Annotated in this window: 24 protein-coding genes; 22 read left to right on the top strand and 2 right to left on the bottom strand. The window is 34.3% G+C overall.

From position 1 onward, the window contains the following. Window positions 1-17: 17 nt before the first annotated feature. Entirely contained in the window at window positions 18-611 is a 594-nt protein-coding gene (locus IGQ45_07995; GenBank protein ID MBF2057155.1) for a DUF1517 domain-containing protein, read from the bottom strand. 193 nt (window positions 612-804) lie between these two features. Between IGQ45_07995 and IGQ45_07990 the strand changes: the two genes are divergently transcribed. The 8 genes from IGQ45_07990 to recJ all read left to right on the top strand — a co-directional run bounded on the left by IGQ45_07990 (window position 805) and on the right by recJ (window position 8,871). Further along, window positions 805-1,110 carry a hypothetical protein gene (locus IGQ45_07990; GenBank protein MBF2057154.1) on the top strand — a complete coding sequence of 102 codons (306 nt, stop codon included), beginning with the start codon at window positions 805-807 and terminating at the stop codon, window positions 1,108-1,110. 6 nt (window positions 1,111-1,116) lie between these two features. After that, window positions 1,117-1,347 (top strand): membrane protein insertion efficiency factor YidD, encoded by a 231-nt coding sequence (gene yidD, locus IGQ45_07985; protein MBF2057153.1) that lies wholly within the window; start codon window positions 1,117-1,119, stop codon window positions 1,345-1,347. Between the two features lie 147 nt (window positions 1,348-1,494). After that, window positions 1,495-2,670 (top strand): DUF389 domain-containing protein, encoded by a 1,176-nt coding sequence (locus IGQ45_07980; protein MBF2057152.1) that lies wholly within the window; start codon window positions 1,495-1,497, stop codon window positions 2,668-2,670. Between the two features lie 67 nt (window positions 2,671-2,737). Beyond that, window positions 2,738-3,772, top strand: a complete 1,035-nt coding sequence (locus IGQ45_07975; GenBank protein ID MBF2057151.1) for an AI-2E family transporter — start codon at window positions 2,738-2,740, stop codon at window positions 3,770-3,772. Window positions 3,773-3,938: 166 nt separating this feature from the next. Continuing rightward, a complete protein-coding gene (locus IGQ45_07970; protein ID MBF2057150.1) occupies window positions 3,939-4,868 on the top strand; it encodes a circadian clock protein KaiA in 930 nt (309 codons plus the stop codon). A gap of 65 nt (window positions 4,869-4,933) precedes the next feature. After that, entirely contained in the window at window positions 4,934-5,239 is a 306-nt protein-coding gene (kaiB, locus tag IGQ45_07965; protein MBF2057149.1) for a circadian clock protein KaiB, read from the top strand. A gap of 163 nt (window positions 5,240-5,402) precedes the next feature. After that, window positions 5,403-6,959 carry a circadian clock protein KaiC gene (gene kaiC / locus IGQ45_07960; GenBank protein ID MBF2057148.1) on the top strand — a complete coding sequence of 519 codons (1,557 nt, stop codon included), beginning with the start codon at window positions 5,403-5,405 and terminating at the stop codon, window positions 6,957-6,959. Between the two features lie 184 nt (window positions 6,960-7,143). After that, a complete protein-coding gene (recJ, locus tag IGQ45_07955; protein ID MBF2057147.1) occupies window positions 7,144-8,871 on the top strand; it encodes a single-stranded-DNA-specific exonuclease RecJ in 1,728 nt (575 codons plus the stop codon). 110 nt (window positions 8,872-8,981) lie between these two features. Here the strand turns inward: recJ and IGQ45_07950 are convergent, their stop codons facing one another. Further along, window positions 8,982-10,733, bottom strand: coding sequence for an ABC transporter ATP-binding protein (locus tag IGQ45_07950; protein ID MBF2057146.1), 1,752 nt, complete (start codon window positions 10,731-10,733; stop codon window positions 8,982-8,984). A 286-nt stretch (window positions 10,734-11,019) separates the two neighbouring features. On the opposite strand from IGQ45_07950, the gene IGQ45_07945 reads away from it, so the two are divergent. The 14 genes from IGQ45_07945 (at window position 11,020) to IGQ45_07880 (ending at window position 22,234) form a co-directional block, all read left to right on the top strand. Further along, the gene (locus IGQ45_07945; protein MBF2057145.1) at window positions 11,020-12,141 is read left to right on the top strand and encodes a VWA domain-containing protein; all 1,122 of its coding nucleotides are present in this window, start codon (window positions 11,020-11,022) and stop codon (window positions 12,139-12,141) included. Window positions 12,142-12,197: 56 nt separating this feature from the next. Beyond that, window positions 12,198-12,536: a hypothetical protein gene (locus tag IGQ45_07940; GenBank protein MBF2057144.1), complete on the top strand. Its 339-nt coding sequence runs from the start codon at window positions 12,198-12,200 to the stop codon at window positions 12,534-12,536. Between the two features lie 8 nt (window positions 12,537-12,544). Further along, entirely contained in the window at window positions 12,545-12,793 is a 249-nt protein-coding gene (locus tag IGQ45_07935; protein MBF2057143.1) for a DUF4926 domain-containing protein, read from the top strand. Between the two features lie 157 nt (window positions 12,794-12,950). Continuing rightward, window positions 12,951-16,325: a hypothetical protein gene (locus IGQ45_07930; GenBank protein ID MBF2057142.1), complete on the top strand. Its 3,375-nt coding sequence runs from the start codon at window positions 12,951-12,953 to the stop codon at window positions 16,323-16,325. Between the two features lie 56 nt (window positions 16,326-16,381). Then, window positions 16,382-18,010, top strand: coding sequence for a methyl-accepting chemotaxis protein (locus IGQ45_07925; protein ID MBF2057141.1), 1,629 nt, complete (start codon window positions 16,382-16,384; stop codon window positions 18,008-18,010). Between the two features lie 74 nt (window positions 18,011-18,084). Then, window positions 18,085-18,711 (top strand): hypothetical protein, encoded by a 627-nt coding sequence (locus IGQ45_07920; protein MBF2057140.1) that lies wholly within the window; start codon window positions 18,085-18,087, stop codon window positions 18,709-18,711. A 41-nt stretch (window positions 18,712-18,752) separates the two neighbouring features. Next, window positions 18,753-18,962 carry a hypothetical protein gene (locus IGQ45_07915; GenBank protein MBF2057139.1) on the top strand — a complete coding sequence of 70 codons (210 nt, stop codon included), beginning with the start codon at window positions 18,753-18,755 and terminating at the stop codon, window positions 18,960-18,962. Window positions 18,963-18,977: 15 nt separating this feature from the next. Continuing rightward, window positions 18,978-19,373 carry a PIN domain-containing protein gene (locus IGQ45_07910; protein ID MBF2057138.1) on the top strand — a complete coding sequence of 132 codons (396 nt, stop codon included), beginning with the start codon at window positions 18,978-18,980 and terminating at the stop codon, window positions 19,371-19,373. Between the two features lie 161 nt (window positions 19,374-19,534). Next, window positions 19,535-19,684 carry a hypothetical protein gene (locus IGQ45_07905; GenBank protein MBF2057137.1) on the top strand — a complete coding sequence of 50 codons (150 nt, stop codon included), beginning with the start codon at window positions 19,535-19,537 and terminating at the stop codon, window positions 19,682-19,684. Further along, window positions 19,641-20,618 (top strand): acetyl-CoA carboxylase carboxyl transferase subunit alpha, encoded by a 978-nt coding sequence (gene accA, locus IGQ45_07900; protein MBF2057136.1) that lies wholly within the window; start codon window positions 19,641-19,643, stop codon window positions 20,616-20,618. The genes IGQ45_07905 and accA overlap by 44 nt, the downstream gene beginning before the upstream one ends. A gap of 142 nt (window positions 20,619-20,760) precedes the next feature. After that, window positions 20,761-21,114 carry a Spx/MgsR family RNA polymerase-binding regulatory protein gene (locus IGQ45_07895; protein ID MBF2057135.1) on the top strand — a complete coding sequence of 118 codons (354 nt, stop codon included), beginning with the start codon at window positions 20,761-20,763 and terminating at the stop codon, window positions 21,112-21,114. Between the two features lie 32 nt (window positions 21,115-21,146). Next, window positions 21,147-21,611 (top strand): SsrA-binding protein SmpB, encoded by a 465-nt coding sequence (gene smpB, locus IGQ45_07890; protein MBF2057134.1) that lies wholly within the window; start codon window positions 21,147-21,149, stop codon window positions 21,609-21,611. A 94-nt stretch (window positions 21,612-21,705) separates the two neighbouring features. Then, window positions 21,706-21,930, top strand: a complete 225-nt coding sequence (locus tag IGQ45_07885) for an NAD(P)H-quinone oxidoreductase subunit L (protein ID MBF2057133.1) — start codon at window positions 21,706-21,708, stop codon at window positions 21,928-21,930. 4 nt (window positions 21,931-21,934) lie between these two features. Beyond that, window positions 21,935-22,234, top strand: coding sequence for a DUF3007 family protein (locus IGQ45_07880; protein MBF2057132.1), 300 nt, complete (start codon window positions 21,935-21,937; stop codon window positions 22,232-22,234). Window positions 22,235-22,464 lie beyond the last annotated feature (230 nt).

The raw sequence follows: 22,464 nt of genomic DNA, 5'->3' as shown, positions 1-22,464 counted from the left end.
TATGTCAAAAACTACTTTTATAAAGGAATCAATTCTGGAAAATTAATAATAACTTGATCATCTGTGAGGATATCTCCCAATTTAGCAGGGGAAAAATGTAGAGAAACAGCTCGATATTTTCCCTTATAGTTAAGGCTAATTAAGGCTTTTAGAGCCTCTGTTAAAGCAGAAAAATCGGCTAAATCCGTTTCAATTTCTGGCACTTCTCCCTCAAAGGCAACGGTAATCATCACTACCAAATTATGGGTAATGGGCAAAGAAAGAGGTTGATTTTCCTTTCCTTGAAAAGAGGCTTCCGCAAGATAACGATTGGCAGAATCAGTAAATAATTCCGTCACAAAATCTCCAGCGCCCTCCTCCGCCCAAAATACATCTCCTTCGTTACTAGCACTTTGCCACCAATTTTGATACTGCAATAAACTTTCACAAACATTAACCAGCGCCCCTCCCGTCACCGCCATATCTCCATCGGCATCAATGATATTAAGGGCATTATTATTTAAAATTCCCAACAGAGGAGCAATTTCTTCCCCTTGTAAATGAAGAAAAATACGAGAAACCACAAATCTTGTTTTACCCCAAAATTGATTGAAACGATCACCGATAGCCATAATAAAATTAAAATTTGATTGTTAATATGAGGTAGAAAGTAATCATTACTATTTACAGTGCTTTTCTAATGAATAAACCACATTTTTTATGTCTCGCAAAGTCGCCAAGTCGCAAAGAAGAATGCTAAGTGTGGTTTAAAGAAATGAGAATTGCTGTAAGTTAGACTGATCTAAAACTAAGGAGAATTATAACATGAGTACCATTACCGATAATGATTTGAAAGAAGTTAAAGATATGATTCTACAATTAAATGAGCGCATGAATCAGCGTTTTGATAGAGTAGATCAGCGTTTTGATAAAGTCAATCAAGAAATAACTGAACTAAAAATAGGTCAAGCAGAGATTGCCACAAGGTTAAATGATTGGAAACCATCCATCGATAAAACAGCAGATTTATTTGAAAGAGTAGGAGAGTTAAAAAACTGGAAACAAATTGCCATCGTTTTATTAACTGGATTTGTGACCTCTTTATTTTGGAATTTTAAAGATAAAATGTAAATCTTTATGAAAAAAGTTTTAATATCATTAATTCGAGGTTATCGATACTTTATTTCGCCTCTTTTCCCCCCTAGTTGTCGTTTCCAGCCCACTTGTTCACAATACGCCCTTATGGCTATTGAGCGCCATGGTAGCATCAAAGGAAGTTACTTAGCCTTGCGACGGATTCTGCGCTGTCATCCTTTTCACCCCGGCGGTTATGATCCCGTACCACCTTGCCATCACGATCAGTCATAATCAGGTCATAGTGAAAAAATATGGGTTTTATAAAATAGTATTAGGTTTAAAAGTCAGTGTTTTAAAACCTAATATTAACCTTTGCCCTTTTGATTACCCTCAACTTTAACCTAAACCTTATTAAATTTCCCTTTTTGGCAATCTACCATGAAAGACCCTAAACATCATCAACATTGGTACAATTTAACCAGTAAATGGGCTTCTCCTAAAAAAATGAAAGCTGTCGGGCGCTGGTTAACTGCAACCGTTAATCGTTTTTTGCCCCATGCCTCACCTACCCGTGTTACCAAGTTACACCAAGATTTAACTGCTGATTCCAGTTGGGGTGTGGACTATCTTCTGACTACTATTGCTTCTTGTTTGATCGCTACTTTTGGGTTGTTGAGTAATAGCGCCGCCGTGATTATTGGGGCCATGATTGTTGCACCTTTAATGTTGCCTTTAAGGGGTTTGGCTTTTTCTGCTTGTGAAGCGGATTTTGGGTTATTTCGTAAGTCTCTTTTGTCGTTGGTGGGCGCTACAGTATTAGCTTTATTTATTTCTTGGTTCATTGCTATTATGGTGGCGTTACCTGATTTTGGCTCAGAAATTATCGCTCGAACTAGACCAACTTTAATGGATTTAGGCATTGCTATTACTGCCGGGTTAATTAGCGGTTTTGGCAAAGTAAGATCAGGTATTAGTGAAACCTTGGCTGGTACTGCCATTGCAGTAGCTTTAATGCCTCCCCTTTGTGTGGTGGGAATTTCTGTGGCGGGGGGCGCTTTTGGTAACGGCATGGGCGCTTTTTTATTATATGTCACCAATTTATTAGGCATTACCCTTGCTTGTATGATTGCCTTTATCTTATCAGGATATACAAAAGTCACAAAAGCCTTAGGATGGGCAACTTTCATGACGGCTTTTTTATTAATACCCCTCGGTACTAGATTTTTTCAATTAATCGAGCAAGAAAGAGTTGAAAAAGAGATTAACCGTAAATTAGCCAATGAAACCATCACGGTAGGGCAAGATGTGGACGAAGTAAAAGTTAATGTTCGTTGGCGCAGTAATCCACCTTTAGTTAATGTTACCTTACAAACTGATAAAGAGATTACACCCAATGAAGTTAGATTAGTCCGAGATTATCTTAACGCTACAATTAACCGAGAATTTGAGTTAGTCTTCTATACTGTACCGATTAGAAGAATTACTACGGAAGATGATGTATTGCTTGATCAGGATTCTCCAGAAAATTTATTGAATGATTTTCAAAACAGTGACGATTTCAGTCTCCCTAACTATGATTTTACCCCCTTCCAGCGCCCTCATAACTCCCCATAAATCTTTATTGAGACTACCTTATTTTTTTCCTTGACTACATAATTAGTAAATTAAATCAAGACAATCAATGAATTTTGGTCAATCCATCGGCTTTTTAGCGTTTTTAATTTCTTTGTCTATCCTATGGCAAATACGCCAACTATTACTACTGATTTTTATGGCGGTAATTTTTGCAGTAGCTTTTAATCGTCTAGTTAGGCTATTAATTGGTTTTAATTTTTCACGAAAATACGCCACTTTATTTGTATCATTATTATCATTAATTGTTTTAAATATTTTATTAATTTTAATTTTACCGCCCTTCATTGCACAATTTGAATTATTAATTAACAGTTTGCCAAAAGTTTGGCAACAAATCAGACCCACATTAGAAACAGTTTATAATCAATACCTACAAAGTACAGGAATATTTCCTAGTTTGAATGAAATTATTAAAAATTACAGTAACTTAAGTAGTGATGTTGTTAATAACTTTTTAGTAATTTTTTCTAACGTATTTGCTGTTAGTTTACAACTTGGTTTAGTGTTATTCTTAACGGTGGTATTTTTACTAAATCCGCCCTTATATCGAAATTATTTTACTAAATTATTTCCCTCTTTTTACCGCCGTCGAGTTAACGAAATTTTAGATAAAAGTGAAATTGCCATTGTTAGTTGGTTAACTGGAATTTTGATTAATTGCTTATTTATTGGCACTTTGAGCGGAGTAGGCTTACTCATTTTAGGGGTAAAATTAGTTTTAGTTCATGCCTTACTCGCCGGATTACTTAACTTTATTCCCAATATAGGACCCACTGCAAGTGTTATCTTCCCCATTACCAGCGCCCTCCTCTACAACCCTTGGCAAGTGGTAGGAATACTAATATGGTACTTTATCATTCAAACTATTGAAAGCTATTGGTTAACCCCAAAAGTAATGGCAGAGAAGGTTTCACTCTTACCAGCGGTAACACTTTTTGCCCAAATTTTCTTCGCTCAATCCTTCGGTATCATTGGTTTAATTTTAGCTTTACCTTTAACCGTTGTGCTGAAAACTTGGCTAGAAGAATTGCTATTTGTTGATATTTTAGATCGTTGGGAAGTGGGCGAGACTCAAAATTAGGAATTATGAGTTAGGAATTATGAGTTATGAATTATGAATTATGAAATAATAATTTCCTTTGCCCTTTTAACTTTGTCCTTTTGGAAGAATTGATCAATGGGGAGAAATGGAGGTAAGATAAAATAATATTACTAAAATTATCCATAAAACTTACCCCCAAACTCCCTTGTCTTCTCGATTACATATCTGTATTTTTGCGCCCGTCACCAGTATCACTCAGTCTATCACTGACATACTCGATGAAGGGCGCTATCAACTTCATTTCATCCAATCACCCACAGAATTAAATCAATTCGTTTCGGAAAATAAAGAAAAAATCGACTGTCTTATAATACTATATAATCACATCAGCAATACAATTATCGATAATTTTTATGAACAGGGGTTGATTTTGCCAATGGTTATCATAGAATCCCCCGATTACCCCATCGATACTGAAGAAAGTAATTTGATAATACCGTTAGAAAATAGCTACAAACAAATTGCCGATAAACAATCTTATCCCCTGTTGTATCACATCGGCGAAGTGAAAATAAAACCCACACAGCTTAATAATATTACTAATCATATTGATAAAGCTATCACTCAATTTTTATATTTAGCCCCCAGTTGTTCTATAAATGAAAATCCTGCCACCCAAAATCATCAATCTCAGGTGGAGGAAAAACAAAATTTTTTACTTCTACAACAAAGAAGATTAGCCTCAAAACTAAAAGAAAGACTAGGTTATTTAGGAATTTATTACAATCGTAAATCTGACTATTTTTATCGTAATCTTGAGGAAGAAGAAAAACAAGAACTAATTAAACAATTAAGTCTTGATTATCGAGAGATTATTCTCAATTATTTTCAATCTGAAAATGACGTTAATCAAGAAATAGATCAATTTGTTAATCAATGTTTTTTTGCTGACTTATCAGTATCACAAATACTAGAAATTCACATGGAATTAATGGATGAATTTGCTCAACAATTAAAACTGGAGGGGCGCAATGAAGAAATTTTGATTGATTATCGTTTAGTTTTAATTGATATTATTGCTCATGTTTGTGAAATGTATCGTCGCTCAATTCCCAGAGAAAATTTACCTTTTTAGGTATTGTTTCCTGTGGATTGAAATTGTATAATATAAACTTTTAAAAAGCTGTTAAAAATAGTTATATGAATCCTCTAAAAAAAACCTACGTCCTCAAGTTATATGTAGCAGGAAATACCCCTAATTCAGTTCGAGCTTTGAAAACATTAAAAACTATTCTCGAAGAAGAATTTAAGGGCGTATATGCCCTCAAAGTGATTGATGTATTGAAAAATCCGCAACTAGCGGAAGAAGATAAAATTTTAGCTACCCCTACTCTCTCAAAGGTTTTACCGCCTCCAGTGCGGAAAATTATTGGTGATTTATCAGATCGAGAAAAAGTTTTAATCGGCTTAGATTTACTTTATGAGGAAATTAAAGATCGAGAATAAATTGTCAAAAGGGCAAAGGCAAATTTAGAGATAGCTTCGACTACAATTAGATTTGTTTCTTTGTTAAAAGATGGAGTTTGAAACCCTTTATTATTCGACAATTATCAGTAATAATAAATTATTTTTTTAGATATTAAGTATTAATTATAGAATTAAATTAGTAATGAATAAAAATATGATTAGTCAGGAAAAAAAAGACGCTCTAAAAGAAAAAGGTGTCAAAAAAATACGCACCATGATTGAGGGTTTTGATGAAATTACCCATGGTGGTTTACCCATCGCCAGAACTACTCTAGTCAGTGGTACATCAGGAACGGGTAAAACTTTATTAGCAATTCAATTTCTGTATAATGGCATCAAACATTTTAGCTATCCGGGGCTATTTATTACTTTTGAAGAATCCCCCCATGATATTATTCAAAATGCTTATAGTTTTGGTTGGGATTTACAAAGTTTAATTGAGCAAGGTAAGTTGTTTATTTTGGATGCTTCTCCTGATCCTGAAGGTCAAGAGGTAGTTGGTAATTTTGATCTATCTGCTTTAATTGAGCGGATTCAATACGCTGTTAACAAATATAAAGCAAAGTTTGTTTCCATTGATTCAGTGACGGCGGTATTTCAGCAGTATGATGCAGCCTCCGTCGTGCGCCGAGAGATTTTTAGGTTAGTAGCGCGCCTCAAACATCTGGAAGTCACCTCCATTATGACCACAGAAAGGATTGAGGAATATGGTCCGGTGGCGAGATTTGGGGTAGAAGAATTTGTGTCGGATAACGTGGTAATTGTGCGCAACGTGTTGGAAGGGGAAAGGAGACGGCGCACGGTGGAGGTATTAAAATTGAGGGGTACAACACACATGAAAGGGGAATATCCTTTTACCATTACAGGGGATGGTATTAATATCTTTCCTCTGGGGGCGATGCAACTTACCCAGCGCTCCTCAAACTCCCGTAGTTCGTCTGGTATTAAGACTCTTGATGACATGTGCGGTGGTGGTTTTTTCAAAGATTCTATCATATTGGCAACGGGCGCTACGGGTACAGGAAAAACTTTATTAGTGAGTAAATTTTTAGAAGAAGGATGTCGTCAGGGAGAACGGGCGATCTTATTTGCCTATGAAGAGTCACGGGCGCAGTTATCCCGTAATGCTTCTTCTTGGGGCATTGATTTTGAGGAAATGGAGAGTAAAGGTTTATTAAAACTATTATGTTCTTATCCCGAATCAGCCGGGCTAGAAGATCATTTACAAATGATTAAGTCCGAGATTGCGGAGTTTAAACCCAGTCGTATTGCTATTGATTCCTTATCAGCTTTAGCGAGGGGAGTTACTAATAACGCTTTCCGTCAATTTGTCATCGGTGTGACGGGTTACGCTAAACAGGAAGAGATTACAGGATTTTTCACTAATACTACAGATCAATTTATGGGCGCTCATTCCATTACAGAATCTCATATTTCTACCATTACTGACACGATTTTAATGTTACAGTATGTGGAAATTAGAGGAGAGATGTCGAGAGCCATTAACGTCTTTAAAATGCGTGGGTCATGGCATGACAAAGGAATTAGGGAATATAGTATTAGTAAGGAAGGTCCTAATATTAAAGATTCTTTCCGTAATTATGAAAGAATTATCTCTGGTTCGCCCAGTCGCATTAGTGTGGATGAGAAAACCGAATTATCCCGTATTGTGAAGGGAGTTAAAGATAAAGCGCCGTAAACCTTCGTAGAACGGGCGTCTTGCCCGTGTTTAGCCAATACTCCAGAAGATTATCCTTTTTTTTGGCAAGAGAATCAAACAGACTAGAAGCCTGTTTCACATAAATATTTTAATCAACAAAATCAGATTGACTAAAAACCCCGTAAAACTTTACCGATAAATATTTTAATCACTGAAATAGATAATGATAAGTTCAAAAATTTATCCCCAAAGATGGAAAATTTATCCCCCTCAACCTCACTTAGTAGCTGAGTTAGTGAGAACTTTTGGTTTATCACCTATAATGGCACAAGTAATCATTAATCGAGGTTTTCATGATCTCGGCGACGTGCGCTGTTATATCTCCCCTGAGAGCGAGAATCTTCCCTCTCCTTTGCAAGAGTTTCCTGATTTAGAGCATAGTTTAAATTTACTGACTGATGCCATTAATCATCAAGAAAAAATAGCTATTTGTGGCGATTATGATGCTGACGGCATGACCAGTACAGCTTTATTAATCAGAGCTTTTAAGCATTTAGGAGCAATAGTTGATTATGCTATTCCCAGTCGTATGAAAGATGGCTATGGCTTAAATAATCGTATTGTGGAGGAGTTTAAGCAGGAAAATGTGCAGTTAATTTTAACGGTTGATAATGGAATTTCTGCCCATCAACCTATTGCCTTGGCAAAAGAATTAGGGATAAAAGTTATTATCACAGATCATCATGATTTACCCCTAAATTTACCGTTAGCGGATGCCATTTTAAATCCTAAATTACTACCGAAAAACTCTCCCTATGCTGGTTTAGCAGGGGTAGGAGTAGCTTATATTTTAGCGGTTACTTTAGCTCAAAAATTGGCTCAATTATCTGGTTTAACTAAACAGTTATTAGAATTATATACCCTTGGTACTATTGCTGATTTAGCGCCCCTCACCGGTGTTAATAGACGTTGGTTAAAAAGAGGATTAAAATTTTTAGCTAATTCTGATGTTTTAGGCATACAAAAATTAATTGAAATAGGAGGAGTAAATGACCAGAAAAAAACTCTCAATCCTGAAGATATAGGTTTTAAATTAGGTCCAAGAATTAACGCCATCGGGCGCATTGGTGATCCTCAAATTGTTATAGAATTATTAACCACCAATGATGATGAAATTGCTACGGCAAGGGCGCTGGAATGTAATCAAGTCAACGAAACTAGACAGAAATTATGTATAGAAATAACTGATGAAGCTATTAATTTAATTGAAAAAAATTACTCACACTACAAACAAGACCGAGTAATTTTAATAGTTCAAGAAGGATGGCATCATGGTATTATCGGTATTGTGGCATCTCGCTTAGTAGAAAAATATGCTGTACCTGTTTTTATTGGCACTTATGAAGGAGATGATAACGAAAAAATTAGAGGTTCAGCTCGTGGCATTGAAGAATATAATATTTTTGAGGCTTTACAATATTGTGATGATTTATTAGGTAAATATGGTGGACATAAAATGGCAGGAGGGTTTAGTTTTGAAACCAAAAATTTAAGCCTAATTAAACAAAGATTAATTGATTTTAGTCATCAACTTTTATTACCTGAGCATCTACAGACTTTAGTAAAAATTGATGCAGAAATTAACCTCTCTCAAGCAAATTTAATTTTACTAAGAGAATCAGAAAAATTACAGCCTTGGGGCATTGAAAACAATACGCCAATTTTTTGCAGTCGTGGCGTAAAAGTAATAGAACAAAAACTTACTAGAAACGGAGAACATTTACAGTTGATTTTAAAAGATAATTCAGGTACTTTACGTTGTATTGCATGGCGAAAAAGTGACTATTTTCCCTTACCGCCTACCATTGATATTGCCTATAAAATCACTCTTAATGAATGGCAAGGAGAAAAAAATATACAGTTAGATATTCAGGGCATGAAACCATCCTAGTTCAATTTATTGAAAGAAATACCGTTGGTTTCGGGCGTTGTATCATTGCGGGATGATATGCAATTTTCTGAATAAATCATCCCATAAAAATGCAACGCCTCGATTTTTGTTTAAGTACCGCTAAGAATTTCCTCTAATTGATGCTGTTGCCACAACCTCTGATACAAACCAACTTGATTAAATAACTCTTGATGAGTCCCCATCTGCACAATTTTACCCTTTTCCATCACAAAAATACGATCCGCATTTTGTACCGCCGACAGTTGATGAGTAATAAAAATAGTGGTTTTATCCTTTTCTTGCTTGAGATTTTCTAAAATTTGCGTAGCAGTTTTATTATCCACACTAGAAAGCGCATCATCTAATATCAGGATTTTAGCATCGGCGAAGAGCGCCCGTGCCAGTGAGCTACGTTGCCTTTGCCCACCCGATAGAGTAATTCCCCTTTCACCCACTAAAGTTTCATATTGTTGAGGAAAATTAACAATTTCTGGCTCAATTTGAGCTTGTCGTGCCGCCTGTTGCACCGCCACCAATTCCCCTTGGGGATCACTATAAGCGATATTATTTTTAATAGTAGTGGAAAATAAGAAACTATCTTGAGGCACAAAAGCGATAGCTTGACGTAAATCGTATAAATTAACTTTGGTAATATCCACCCCATCGAGAAATAATTGATTTGATTCAATTTCCAGTAAACGAGGAATCGCATTAGCGAGGGTGGATTTTCCAGAACCAATTAAACCAACAATAGCAACCGTTTCACCAGCTTTAACAGTAAAATTGAGATCATCTAAAGCTGGAATTTTACTATCAGGATAATAAAAAGTTAAATTTTGTGCTTTTATTTCTCCCTTGAGTTGTGATAATGGTATGGAAACTGGTTCAGGATCATTTTTAATTTTTGGTTCAACCTGAGTAATAGCATCTAAACGATCAATGCTAACCTCACCCCGTTGATAAGTGGTAATGGTAAAACCAAGTAAAGCAGTGGGAAAAACTAACCTTTCTACATAGATAAGTAAGGCAATGAAATCCCCTACACTAATTAAACCTTTTTCGATGTCAGTAGTTCCAAACCAAAGAAGAACTAAAAAACTAATACTAGCGATACCTTGAATGACTGGAAAAAGTACATTTCTTGTTTGTGCCAACCGTAAATTGGCTTTCAGTAAACGGCGATTAGTTTCTGCAAAAGCCCTTCTTTCGTTTTCCTCTTGGGCATAAATTTTAATCAAGGCAATGCCACTCATATCCTCTTGGATTAACTCACTAATATCCGAGAGTCTTTCTTGCACATCTAACTGTTGATCTGCTAATTTACGACTAAATAACTGCACCGTCATTAACATTAACGGATAAACTGCAATGGCTAATAGGCTAAGTTTAACATTAATGAACAACATTGCCGGTAAAGTCAAACCATAAGCAAAAACAGTGTTAATTAAACTGAGGATAGCAAAACCCACCAAACGGCGAATATTATCCACATCGCTAGTGGCACGGTTGATTAAATCTCCGGAAGTATTAACGCTGAAATAAGAAGGCTCAAGTTTAAGTAAATGTTCAAAGATAACTTGTTTTAAATCAAATTCTACTTGTCTGCCGATGCCAAAAATCATCATGCGGGAAAACATCCGAATACACCACATGATACAAGCAAGAATAAACAATAAAATTACATATTGCATTAATTGATTGAGGGTGAAACCTTGCTCTAAAGCATCAAAAATATCCCGAATTAACCAAGGCAGATAAACCCCTAAAATGTTGACTAATAAAAGGGCGGAAATGCCCCAATATAGTTTATCTTGATGAGGTTCGAGATACGAAAATAGTTTCTTTAGTCTGGGGCTTACCATGAAAAGATGTTAATAAATGTAACTTAGCTTTTTCCCATTGTAACGAATTTTCAGTTGTTTCCTTTGAGGGATTAATTTATAAGGTAAGAAGCATTTAACTTACCGTTTCTACTAACAAGGGGTTTAAACCTCTTGTTACCCCTTGCCTTATAACTCAAACGCTTACCTATTAACTCTTGCCTACCCTAACCAACAATTTATATACTCAAAGTAAGAAAGCCAGAATCTTTTACCTTTAGGATGAGTAAATTATGCTAGAAATAAATGGATTGTTATTGAAAAGGAAATGAAAGATAATTGCGCCCAAATTACCGTCGGTGAAACCCTGACACCTTTGCAAATAAAAGGTTTGGAATTGGTGTCATGGTGGCGAGGTAGAGATGTGGTTTTTGCCATTGATTTAACCGAAAGCGTCAGCCTTGATGATGAGGGAAGATTACGTTTAAAACAAATTATCGATGAGAGTCTTAATCGGGGTGATACGGTTTATATTGTGCCTTTTTCTTCACAGGTTAACCCTACGGGTGATAGTAACCCTTTAAATCCTTCCGAAGCTATTGAATTTCGTAATCCTGAAGAAGGTATCGAAGCGGTTTTAAATAAAATTCCTCTGCAAACGGATGTCAATGAAAGTAATACAGATATACAACAAGCTGAACATTTTATTTATCAAAATCTCGCCCAAATCAATCAAAATCGACTGTGTGAAAAGCAACCGATAAAACCGCAGTCGGTGGTATGGTTAACGGATGCGCCTTTGCAAACTTCGCCGGGTATGACTTCTGAGGTGTGGATAGAAACTCCTGCGAATAGTCCTTATCGTGATGCTACCACATCTGAAAGTGTTAACCGTCAAAGTTGGTTAGATAATCTTCCCCTCACTAGCAACAGTCGCACTATTGGTAATTATCAGTTAAGTGTGGTTGATATTGCCCCTACGGTGCAGGAATTTTGTACCCCAGCGCCCGGCGGTAGAGAAACTTGTCTGGTGAATTCTTATCTTTTTGGTCAATTATGGCTACCTTTTAGCTTAATTTTACTATGTTTGCTTGGGGTGGGGGGCGCTGGATTTTACGGCATTAAATATTATTTGGATTTAAAAAAAGTCTGGAAATTAGAAGTTAAAATAAATGATGATGATGATAGTCAAATAATTTACCTGAAACATAATGAAAGTCTATCGATTGGGGAAGATGTGGAGTGTAAAGGAGGCGAAATTAGAGGATATTTAAGAAGAAAAGGAAACCGATTAATTATTGAACCTCACTCCGATAGTTTACCGATAGAATATAAAGGTCAAGAAATAAGAGATAAAATATACCTAAAAAACGCCCAAGATCGCTCTATACGGTTAGATATGCCTGATGTAAGAGAAGAATTATATATTAAAATAACAAGACAAAGCTAGGTTAAATTGAGCTTGATTGTGAGTAAAGCATTTTATAAATTTTTATTTATAAAGAAATGAAATTACCAAATGGAGATAACGTCAAACCAACTCAAATATCAGAAAAACTGACCAACTATATATTAAAAGAAGATCATAAAGATGGTCAACATAAAGCTCGTCTATTCAAATCAATATTGGGAATTAACTTAGATAATCAATATATTTTAATCGATGCTTTGTTAAAAATAGCAAAAGAAGAAGATGTTTGTCATACGGAAAATAGTCCTCACGGTGAAAAATATGTTATCGATTTTTTATTAAAAACACCTTACGGCTTTTGTAAAGTTAGAAGTGCATGGATTATTCTAAATACAGAAGAATATCCTCGTTTAACAACAGTTTACCCTCTGTAAAAAATATTATGAATCATATTAAATTACATGACATGGTTGCCTTAAATGAAAATATTACAGCTAAACAATTTATGACAAATAAAACGATAATTATTCCTAGAGGACAAGTAGGCACAATTGTTGAAATTTATCCCGAAAATAAAGCCTTTGAAGTAGAATTTTCAGATGAAAATGGGCAAACTTACGCATTATTATCTCTGAATCCCGAAAAGTTCATTTTACTTTACTACGATACTTCTAATCTTGTCTTAGCTTAAAACATAACATAAAATTTTTATGAAAAAACCCTCAATTCTGAAATTCCGTCATATTATTGTAACTATCACCTATCATTGAAGTTAAAAATTGGTAATTTGCATAAATAGCTCATAAATTCCTGATAAATAATTAGTAGCCTAAAAAATTTTGATAATCATGCCAAGTAATACCCCAACAGAAACTAAAACCCTAAACATCAAACGCACCATTTGTATCGGCTTAGGTGGCACAGGTCGAGATATACTAATGCAAATTAGACGTTTAATAGTGGATCGCTATGGTAAGCTATCAGAACTGCCAGTCGTTAGTTTTATACATATTGACACCGACAAAGGTGCTTCTCAGATAACAGGGTTAAAAACTGGCGACACTTATCATGGCGAAAATGTTTTATTTAAGCCTTCTGAAATCGTCACCGCTACCATGAATAAGCAAGAAATAGACGATTTGAGTAAAGGTTTAGAAAGAAGAAGCGAATATGAAAGACAATCACCCTATGATCATATTGGCTCATGGTTTCCAAAACAAATTTTAAAAGATGTTAAATCTATTGAAAACGGTGCGGGAGCCATTCGTCCAGTAGGCAGACTAGCATTTTTTCATAATCACAGTAAAATACAGCAAGCCATCGACACTGCAGATAACGCAACTGTAGGACATGCTCAAAAACTACTCACTAAAAATATCATAGTTGATCCGGGTACAAATATTATTGTTGTCGGTTCATTATGCGGTGGTACAGGAAGCGGTACATTTATCGATATGGCTTATAGTTTGAGAGAAAAATATGGTTATGAAGTTGACAGCGTAATTACAGCTTATTTAATTATTGCCCCAGAGTTATATGGTAATACTCCCAGTGTTAAAGCAAATACTTACGCCGCTTTAAAAGAACTTAATTATTACACTTCTCAGGGAACACAATTTACGGCTAATTATGACCCTGTTAATTTATTTTCAGTGGATGAAAATAGACCACCTTTTGACTTTGTTTACTTGGTCGGAAATCGCACTAACAGTGGACATAAAATTGTCAAAAAAGAAAAATTATCTCAAGTAATTGCTCATAAAATTTTTGCTGATTTTGCTGAAGAAATATCTACAAATATTAAAGGACATCGAGATAACGTTAAAAAGTATTTTAGTGTTTATGACGAACATCCACGCCCTAATGCACAAAGATATTTAACCTTTGGTTTAGCTAAAATTTATTTTCCCCGTGATTTAACAATTACAATTTGCTTAAATAAAGTCAAAATTAAATTAATTAATTTTTGGTTATACGGCGAAGGGCAAAGCCCAGATTCTTTAGAACTTTTAGATAAATTTCTCTTAAATTGGCAGTCCAAAGATGAAAATACTAGAAATATTTTTAAAAATAAATTAGAGTCTATTACTGTAGAAAATGATAAATCATTTAATCAAGTTTTAAACAACTGGAAAAATAAACAACAGAAAGAAATTGATAACTGCAAAAACTCAGAAGACAGAAAAATGTTTATGGAGAAAATGCGCAGTGAATTAAAAAATCAATTTAAAAAAGTTCAACAAGGAGAAACCGAAAATATTAGAGGTACATGGTTAACTCAACTACAAAAAAACAGTCAAAAACTAGAGAAAAGTTTTAGCCAAGATATTCTTAATTATTTAGCAGAATTATTACAACCATCTAATCCTCATTTTGCCTTAGATAATAGTCGAGGTTGGTTAGAGGCATTATTAACAAAATTAAATGAATATGTTAGAGAATTGGAAGAAGAAAAACAAGAAGGAGCTATTTTTGTTAACTTAGAAAATATTGAGAAAAAATGGCAAGATATTTCTCAAAGTATTAAAGATATAGAGGGAGATAAAAAAAGATTTTTAGGTATGGGGGGTAAGTCTAACAAGACTAAAAGTAAAGAATTTCAACAAGAAGTAAATCAAGGCATTCAAGAAATTACTAAACTGATTAAACGTAATTTTGATTTAACTTTAACCGATGAAAGTTTGAAAATCGCCATTAATTTACGACAATTAGTACAACAATTAAAAACTCAAGCCAGTAATTTTCATAATTTATTACAAGACTTAGAAAGTTATTACCTCCGCAAAGGAGAAGATTTGAGTCAAATTGATGACGATGAAATTAACGGAGAGGCAATATTTGAAGCTGATGATAATGATCAATATTATCAAGTTTTATTGCCAGAAAGAGAGAGAAGAAACTTATTAGTAGAAGTAAGCCATAGAATTAATGAAAGTGTGACAATTCCTCCATCCTTATTGCATTTTTTCACAGGAGAAAGAATTATTGAGCAACAGGAATTAAGCCAAACTGTTGATACTAATATTGAAGAAAGATTTGGGGATAAAAGTTTTGATTTAACTGATTCTGTCGTTAACCGTTTTGTGCAAAAATACCCTTTTTCTGATGGACAAACTCGCTTAAAACAAATTATTGATGAAGGAGACGTTTTATTACCTTTAAACAGCAATGCCCCTTATTTTGTCAATGACGCTGATAAAACAAAACAAATTATCGGTTTCAAACAAACAGATGATAGGGAAAATAAAGAATTCCGAAAATTAATCATTGACGATATAGGCATTAATTCAGATGTTATTATTCCTCTACAAACTAAAAATGAAATTGTCTTCATTAAAGAGTTTGGAGGTTTTCCTTTGAGAATTGTTAACGGTTTAAGAGAATTGAGAGAACAATATAACCGACAAAAACGCTTGTATGACGGTTACAACTTACATAATGATTCTCAAACTTTTTTCCTCGATATTATTCCCCCAGAAGGTAGAGAGATGGAGTTATTACAGGATGATTTTTATACTTGTTTAGCATTTGGGAAAATTATCAAAAAACCTGATCATAATAACTATTACTTAGAGTTAAAAGATGACTTAAGAGATAAAGTTTATGAGGTTGATATTAGTGGTATTTGGGAAGAAGCTTTAGAAACCATTAGCCAAAATGAAACTATCAGAAATTATTTAGCTGATACTGTCAAAACTATGGAAGAAGAAGTCAAAGAAAATCCCGGTATATTCCAGCAAAGCTACTACCCAAGTTTAATTAGTTTTATTGATGATTTAGACAGATTAACGGAATATGACATCAATTATAGTCAGAAAAAATATGTTTTAGGAGAAAGAGCAGACCGCACTTCTTTAGGAAAAGACGGTATATTAAGGAGAATATATGATCGCTTTATTCAGATTATTGATAATGTTCAACCGTCGGAAAATTCACCTAAAAAACATTCATTGTCAGCGAAAAAAAGTAATGAGCAAAAAAAACTATTAATTTCTAGTAAATCAGCAACAAATAGTAACAATCATAACAATGATGCCCAATATACTGAGGTTGTAGAGGTTGACTTTTGGGATAATAATCCTAATCAAATTACAGAAGAAGATCAAGAATTTTTGAAGAGATGGCAAGGTGTCACTATGAAAGATTTAATTGATTTGCGTAAATCTGGTGATTTAGATGATGAAGAATTTCAAAGAGCGAAAAGAATTATTGGCGGTTTATAAACGGAATCAAGCTAAAATTTAACTCAGTAAAATTACTTAATTAATAAACACATAATATGTTAGAAATATTGCAAATTTTCCCCTTATATTTAAGGATAATTACAGTTTTATTTGTCATTATTCCTACCTTAGCAATTTGGGGATTGCGCGTTTCGTTGTATCGTCATCTTTTAGATTTGAGAAAAAAAACTTATCGATTAGTTAATGGTGATAGTCAAGGTAAACAACCTCTATTTTTAGAGAGATTACAAAATAGATTTAGAAAAGCAAGTAAAGAAATAGAGAATGTTAATAGTTTGGCATTAATTGATGGTGTTTATTATCAAGAAACATTCCGTTTTTTTTGGGGTGAGGTGCGCTGTGAAAAAGGAGAATATATTACTAAAATTATGCCTAATTTACTCCTTGCTTTTGGTTTATTAGGAACTTTTTTGGGTATCACTCTTAACCTAAATAGTATTAGTCAAATTATCAATCAAGGAGGGGCTGAAATTACAGATTTAACCAATCAGTTGCAAACACCTTTACAAAGTATGGCATTAGCTTTTCTCACTAGCTTAATTGCTTTAGTTTGTAGTTCTTTTTTAACAGTTATAAATATTAAAAATAATGTTAATTTTGAAAAAAATAGTTTACTTAATAATTTAGAAGATTATCTGGACAATATTTATAAACCTCAAGTAGAAGGTGATACGAGACTTGATAAAGCTGTTAATAGAATGGTGGAACAACAACATGAGTTTTTGCTAAGATTTCATGATAATGTCGGGCAAGTTTTAGAAAAAACTTTTAAACAAGCTAGTGATAGAATGGCTGATCAAAATGAAAAGTCACAAAAATTAGCAATTCAAGTATATCAACAACTATTTGATTCTTGTAGCGCCCTCCACAGTGGTGCAAGGATTTTTGAAAATGCTGTATTAAAAATAGAAGAAAGGGTAAATAATTTAGCAAAAATTAATGATCAATTTGAAGTTAACATAAAAAGTTTAGACTTAAGCTCAAAAAGAATGTTAAATTCTTCTGAAAAAATTGAAAATAGTAAATTTAGTGAGAATATAGAAAAGATTATTATTAACTTAACTCAAGTACAAGAAAAATTTGCAGAGGCTACTAATTTGTTAGCTAATTCTAACGCAAAAATAGTTGAAAATAATCAACAAACCACTCATTTAGCTAAAGGAGTTTATGAGCATTTTCGGGATTCTAGTAGTAGTTTACAAGAGAGTGCGATAATATTCGCTGATTCTGCTATTACCATTAAAGAAAGTAAATTTAATGAACATTTATTTGATACTACAAATAATTTAGATTCTATTGTAGAGAAAACTAATGAAGTAGTTAAAACTCTTAATGAAATTGTTAAACCGATTACCGTAAATGTAAAAACCCTTGAATTGTCTGCTGATAATATGGTCAAACTCTCTCACAATGTAGATGATATTAATAATCGATATTTAGAAATGACAAATTTAAGTAGAGATATTCTTTTAAGAATAGGGGAAATTTCTGTTAATAGCAAAAACAGTTATAATTTATTTGCTGATAATATGTACAATATCAGTTCAAATTTAGAGCAAAAGTTACAAGCATTAAACGAGACAGAAAAACGATTTATTTATCTTGCCAAAGAGATATTAGACAAATCTTATTTAAAAAATGATGATATTAAGTCAATATCATAATTAGAATATTATTTACAGTTAAAAAATGTTAATTTTTTAGAAAAACAAGGTCATTAATTTATTATAAAAAAGCCATGAGACGCAGAGTAAAAAATTTAGCTGAGAGCCAAGATTTAGATATTTTTCCTTCTTTTACTGATTTAATGTCTAATGCTTTTATGATTATTAGTTTTTTATTATTATTAGCATTATTTCAATCTTTAGAATTAAATAAAAGACTACAGTCAGCAACTCCCATCGTCATAGATGAAGAATCTGGGAATTTTCAGTTTCCTTCAGGAAGCGCTGAATTAACCCCCGATTTAAAAAGCTATATAACTGAAATTGTCACCCCACAAATTAATCAAATTATTAAGACACAAGACATTGATTTTATTCAAGTAATCGGGCATACTGATGGGCAGGTGGTGGGCGCTGGGGTATCAGGAAATTTAGACCAAAATTTAGAAAAGGTTGCTCAAAATCAACTTAGTGTTAAACAGTTAAAACCCGGCTCGAATGGCGATTTAGCCCTAATGAGAGCCTTAGCAGTAGTGCAAGAATTACAGCAACAAGGAGAGTTTAAAAACGTCCAATTTAGGGCATATTCTGGAGCGCAATTATATTTACCATCGGGAGGATTTGCGCCCGTCAATCGCACTCAAGACGACACGAGAAGGCGCATTGAAATTCGTTTTATTCCTCCGGGTAGAAGTAATTAGGGTATCATGGCTATAGTGATCCTAAATCATTTGTAAAAATTATGAATAAATCGGTAAACGTTATAGAAAATTTAACTATTAATCAGTTAGAATCAATAATTGAAAAAATCGTTCAAAAGACGTTAAAACAGCAAAATTATAACTACAATGATCAAAATTTATTAGATACTTTTGGTAAGTGGGATGACACGAAAACGGATGAGGAAATAATAGGGGAAATTTATAGCAACAGAAATGATAATTTAGATTAAAATAACACAGATTAAATGAAGTATTTATTGGATACAGATACTTGTATTTATTGGCTAAAAGGTAGAATCCCAATTAAAAATAGATTATGTACAGTGGGTTTTAATCAAGTATGTATTTGTCAAATTACAGTATCAGAATTATATTTTGGTGCTTATAATTCTAATCAGATAGACAATAATTTAAAAACTCTCGATGACTTTTTAAAAAGTATATCTGTATTGTCATTTACCAACGATAGTCTCAAAAAATTTGGTGAATTAAAAGCCTTTTTGAGAAAAACGGGCAATACAATAGATAATTTCGATTTACTTATTGCTAGTGTGGCATTAACTAACAATTTAATTTTAGTAACAAATAATACTCGCCATTATCAACGGATTCTTAACATAAGATTAGATAATTGGGTTTAATGGCTATATAAGTTCTCGTATAAAATTAATTGTATATTTGTAACTTGATTTAGTTTTTCACATTTAAGTAGAGAGGTTGTATGCAAAGTCTCTACATTGACAATGAAATACTCAAATAGAGTTAAATTGATCGGAAAAATTGAGAAAAAAGTTAAGATATAATGTTGACTGTTCCTACTGAGGTGAGACAATGGAGGAAACCAGCGCCCTCCACCCCATGGCAAAAATTAACGGTACTAAAACAACAACTTAACATTTATATTAACTATGGTCAAAACCGAAAAAAAACGGACTTTCTTATTAGAATTTGAAAAACCCTTAGTAGAATTACAGTCAAGGATAGATCAGATTAAGCAACTAGCCGAAGAAACCAATGTTGACGTATCAGGGCAGGTCAACGAATTAGAAGGAAAAGCAGAACAATTACGGCTCGAAATTTTCAGTAGTTTAACCCCCTCGCAAAAACTACAAATAGCGCGCCATCCCCGGCGCCCTTCCACCCTCGACTATATTCAAGCCATGACCGATGATTGGTTTGAATTACACGGCGATCGCCGTGGTTATGACGATCCAGCCCTAATCGGTGGTATTGCCCGTCTAAACGGGCGCACAGTGTTGATTTTAGGGCATCAAAAAGGGCGAGACACGAAAGACAATGTAGCTCGTAATTTTGGCATGGCATCTCCGGGCGGTTATCGCAAAGCCATGCGTTTAATGGATCATGCTAACCGTTTTGCATTGCCCATCATCACCTTTATTGACACACCCGGCGCTTATGCAGGGGTAGAAGCGGAAGAATTAGGACAGGGAGAAGCCATCGCTTACAATTTGCGCGAAATGTTCAGCCTCGATGTACCCATTATAACCACCGTCATTGGTGAAGGTGGCTCGGGAGGAGCGCTGGGTATTGGTGTAGCAGAAAAATTGATGATGTTTGAACACTCGGTTTATACCGTTGCCAGTCCTGAAGCCTGTGCCGCCATTCTCTGGAAGGATGCGAAAAAATCGGATCAGGCAGCTATAGCGTTGAAAATTACGGCTAAAGATTTACAAAAATTAGGAATTATTGACCAAATTTTACCTGAACCTCCTAATTGTGCGCACTCCGACCCCCTCGGCGCGGCTGAAACCCTCAAAAACGCTATTTGGGAAAATTTAGAGTATTTATCGGCATTAACCCCAGAAGAGCGAAAAGACTTGCGTTATCAAAAATTCCGTCACATGGGCGTGTTTTTGGATCATTAATGAATTATGAATTATGAATTATGAATTATGAAATAATAATTTTCTTTGCTCTTTTAAAACCTTTGCTGTTTTAAAACCTTCGCTCTTTTAAAACCTTTGCCCTTTTTACTTTGCCCTTTCCATCAATTATCCATTGTTTATTATGTCCTTACAAATTTACGGCATTCCTAACTGTAGCACTTGCAAAAAAGCCTTACAATGGTTAGACAGCAAGGGCGCTGAGTATGAATTTATCAATACTAAAGAAAATCCTCCCACAGAAACCATGATTGCTGAATGGGTGAAAACTCTGGGTATTAAATCCATGCGCAATACTTCTGGTTTAGCTTATCGTGCTTTAGGGGAAGAAAGAAACACTTGGACTGAAAATGAATGGGTGAGGGCGCTGGGACATAACGCCATGTTACTCAAAAGACCTTTGTTTGTGCGGGATGGAGTAGCCGTTTTAGTCGGTTTTCGAGCTAATGAACAAGTCAAGGAAGAAAAATTGCTATAATAATAAGATTGTCAACAAAATTAAATTTTTTCATGTCCGAGAAATTACCGATCAAAATTATCAGCGATAATCGTCAAGCTCGATTTCTCTATGAAATATTAGAGACATATGAAGCTGGACTTCGGTTGACTGGTACTGAGGTAAAATCCGTGCGCTTAGGTAAAGTTAACTTGAGGGATGGTTATTGCTTAATTCGTGGCGGTGAAGCATGGTTGGTTAATGTTCATATTTCACCCCACAATATGGCTGGTCAATATTTTAACCACGAACCGAAACAAGACCGCAAGTTATTATTACATAAGAAAGAAATTAATAAGTTGGTGGGTTTATTGGAGCAACAAGGCTTAACTTTAGTACCCTTGAAAATGTATCTTAAAGGTGATTGGATTAAAGTATTATTGGGAGTTGGTAAAGGGAAAAAACTCCATGATAAGCGTGAAACCGTTAAACGCCGTGAAGATCAACGAGAAATGGCACGGGCGCTGAAACGTTTTTAAATTATCTCGCAATTAAGATGTATAATAGAGAGTGATTCTATGTTTAACCATAACCATCATCGTCATAATGGAAAATCTTTTTGACATCCAAAGTATTGATTTGAACACTCTAATTACCGCTGGATTATATCTTACCCTCAGTGGGTTATATCTTCTCGTCATACCGGGAGGAGTATACTTCTATCTTAATCAACGTTGGTATGTAGCCAGTTCCTTCGAGCGCGGATTTATGTATTTTCTCGTTTTCTTTTCCTTCCCCGGAATGTTGCTATTAAGCCCTTTTCTTAATTTTCGCCCCCGTCGTCGTCAATTAAACTAAAATTATGCGCAGAATCGATGCTATTCTAATCGCCCTCGGCTTTTTTGCTGTCGGGGGAATCATGTATATTTCTTTTCAAGTTTTAGGTGTAGATACCGCCCACGCTGGTATCTGGAGTCAAGTTATTTTGGTATTAGGTTTATTAGGTTGGGTTTCTACCTATGTTTTTCGAGTCTTCACCAATGATATGACTTATCATAAACAAGTCAGAGATTATGAAGACGCTTTTTTTCAGAAACAACTGGAAAAATTATCCCCTGAAGAAGTTGAAAAATTGATGGCAGAGCAACAAAATAATGGATAATTGACAATGAACAATGGATAATTAGTTATAAAAAATTATATCTTCGCAATTTACCCACCGTGTAATGAATTACACGGAATCAACAGCCCAATCGTTCAATAAATTGAACTAAGATGTTGATATTACTAATTTGTAAGTGTTCAAACCAACTTGATATTAAACAAAGGTTTAAAATTTATTCTACATTACAAAAAGTGTCATAAATTGACTTTTTTATATAAAAATACTGT

It is taken from the genome of Cyanobacterium sp. T60_A2020_053 (genome assembly GCA_015272165.1).
Lineage (GTDB): Bacteria > Cyanobacteriota > Cyanobacteriia > Cyanobacteriales > Cyanobacteriaceae > Cyanobacterium.
Note: the sequence above shows the minus strand (reverse complement) of the source record. Positions and strands in the feature narration are given on the sequence as shown.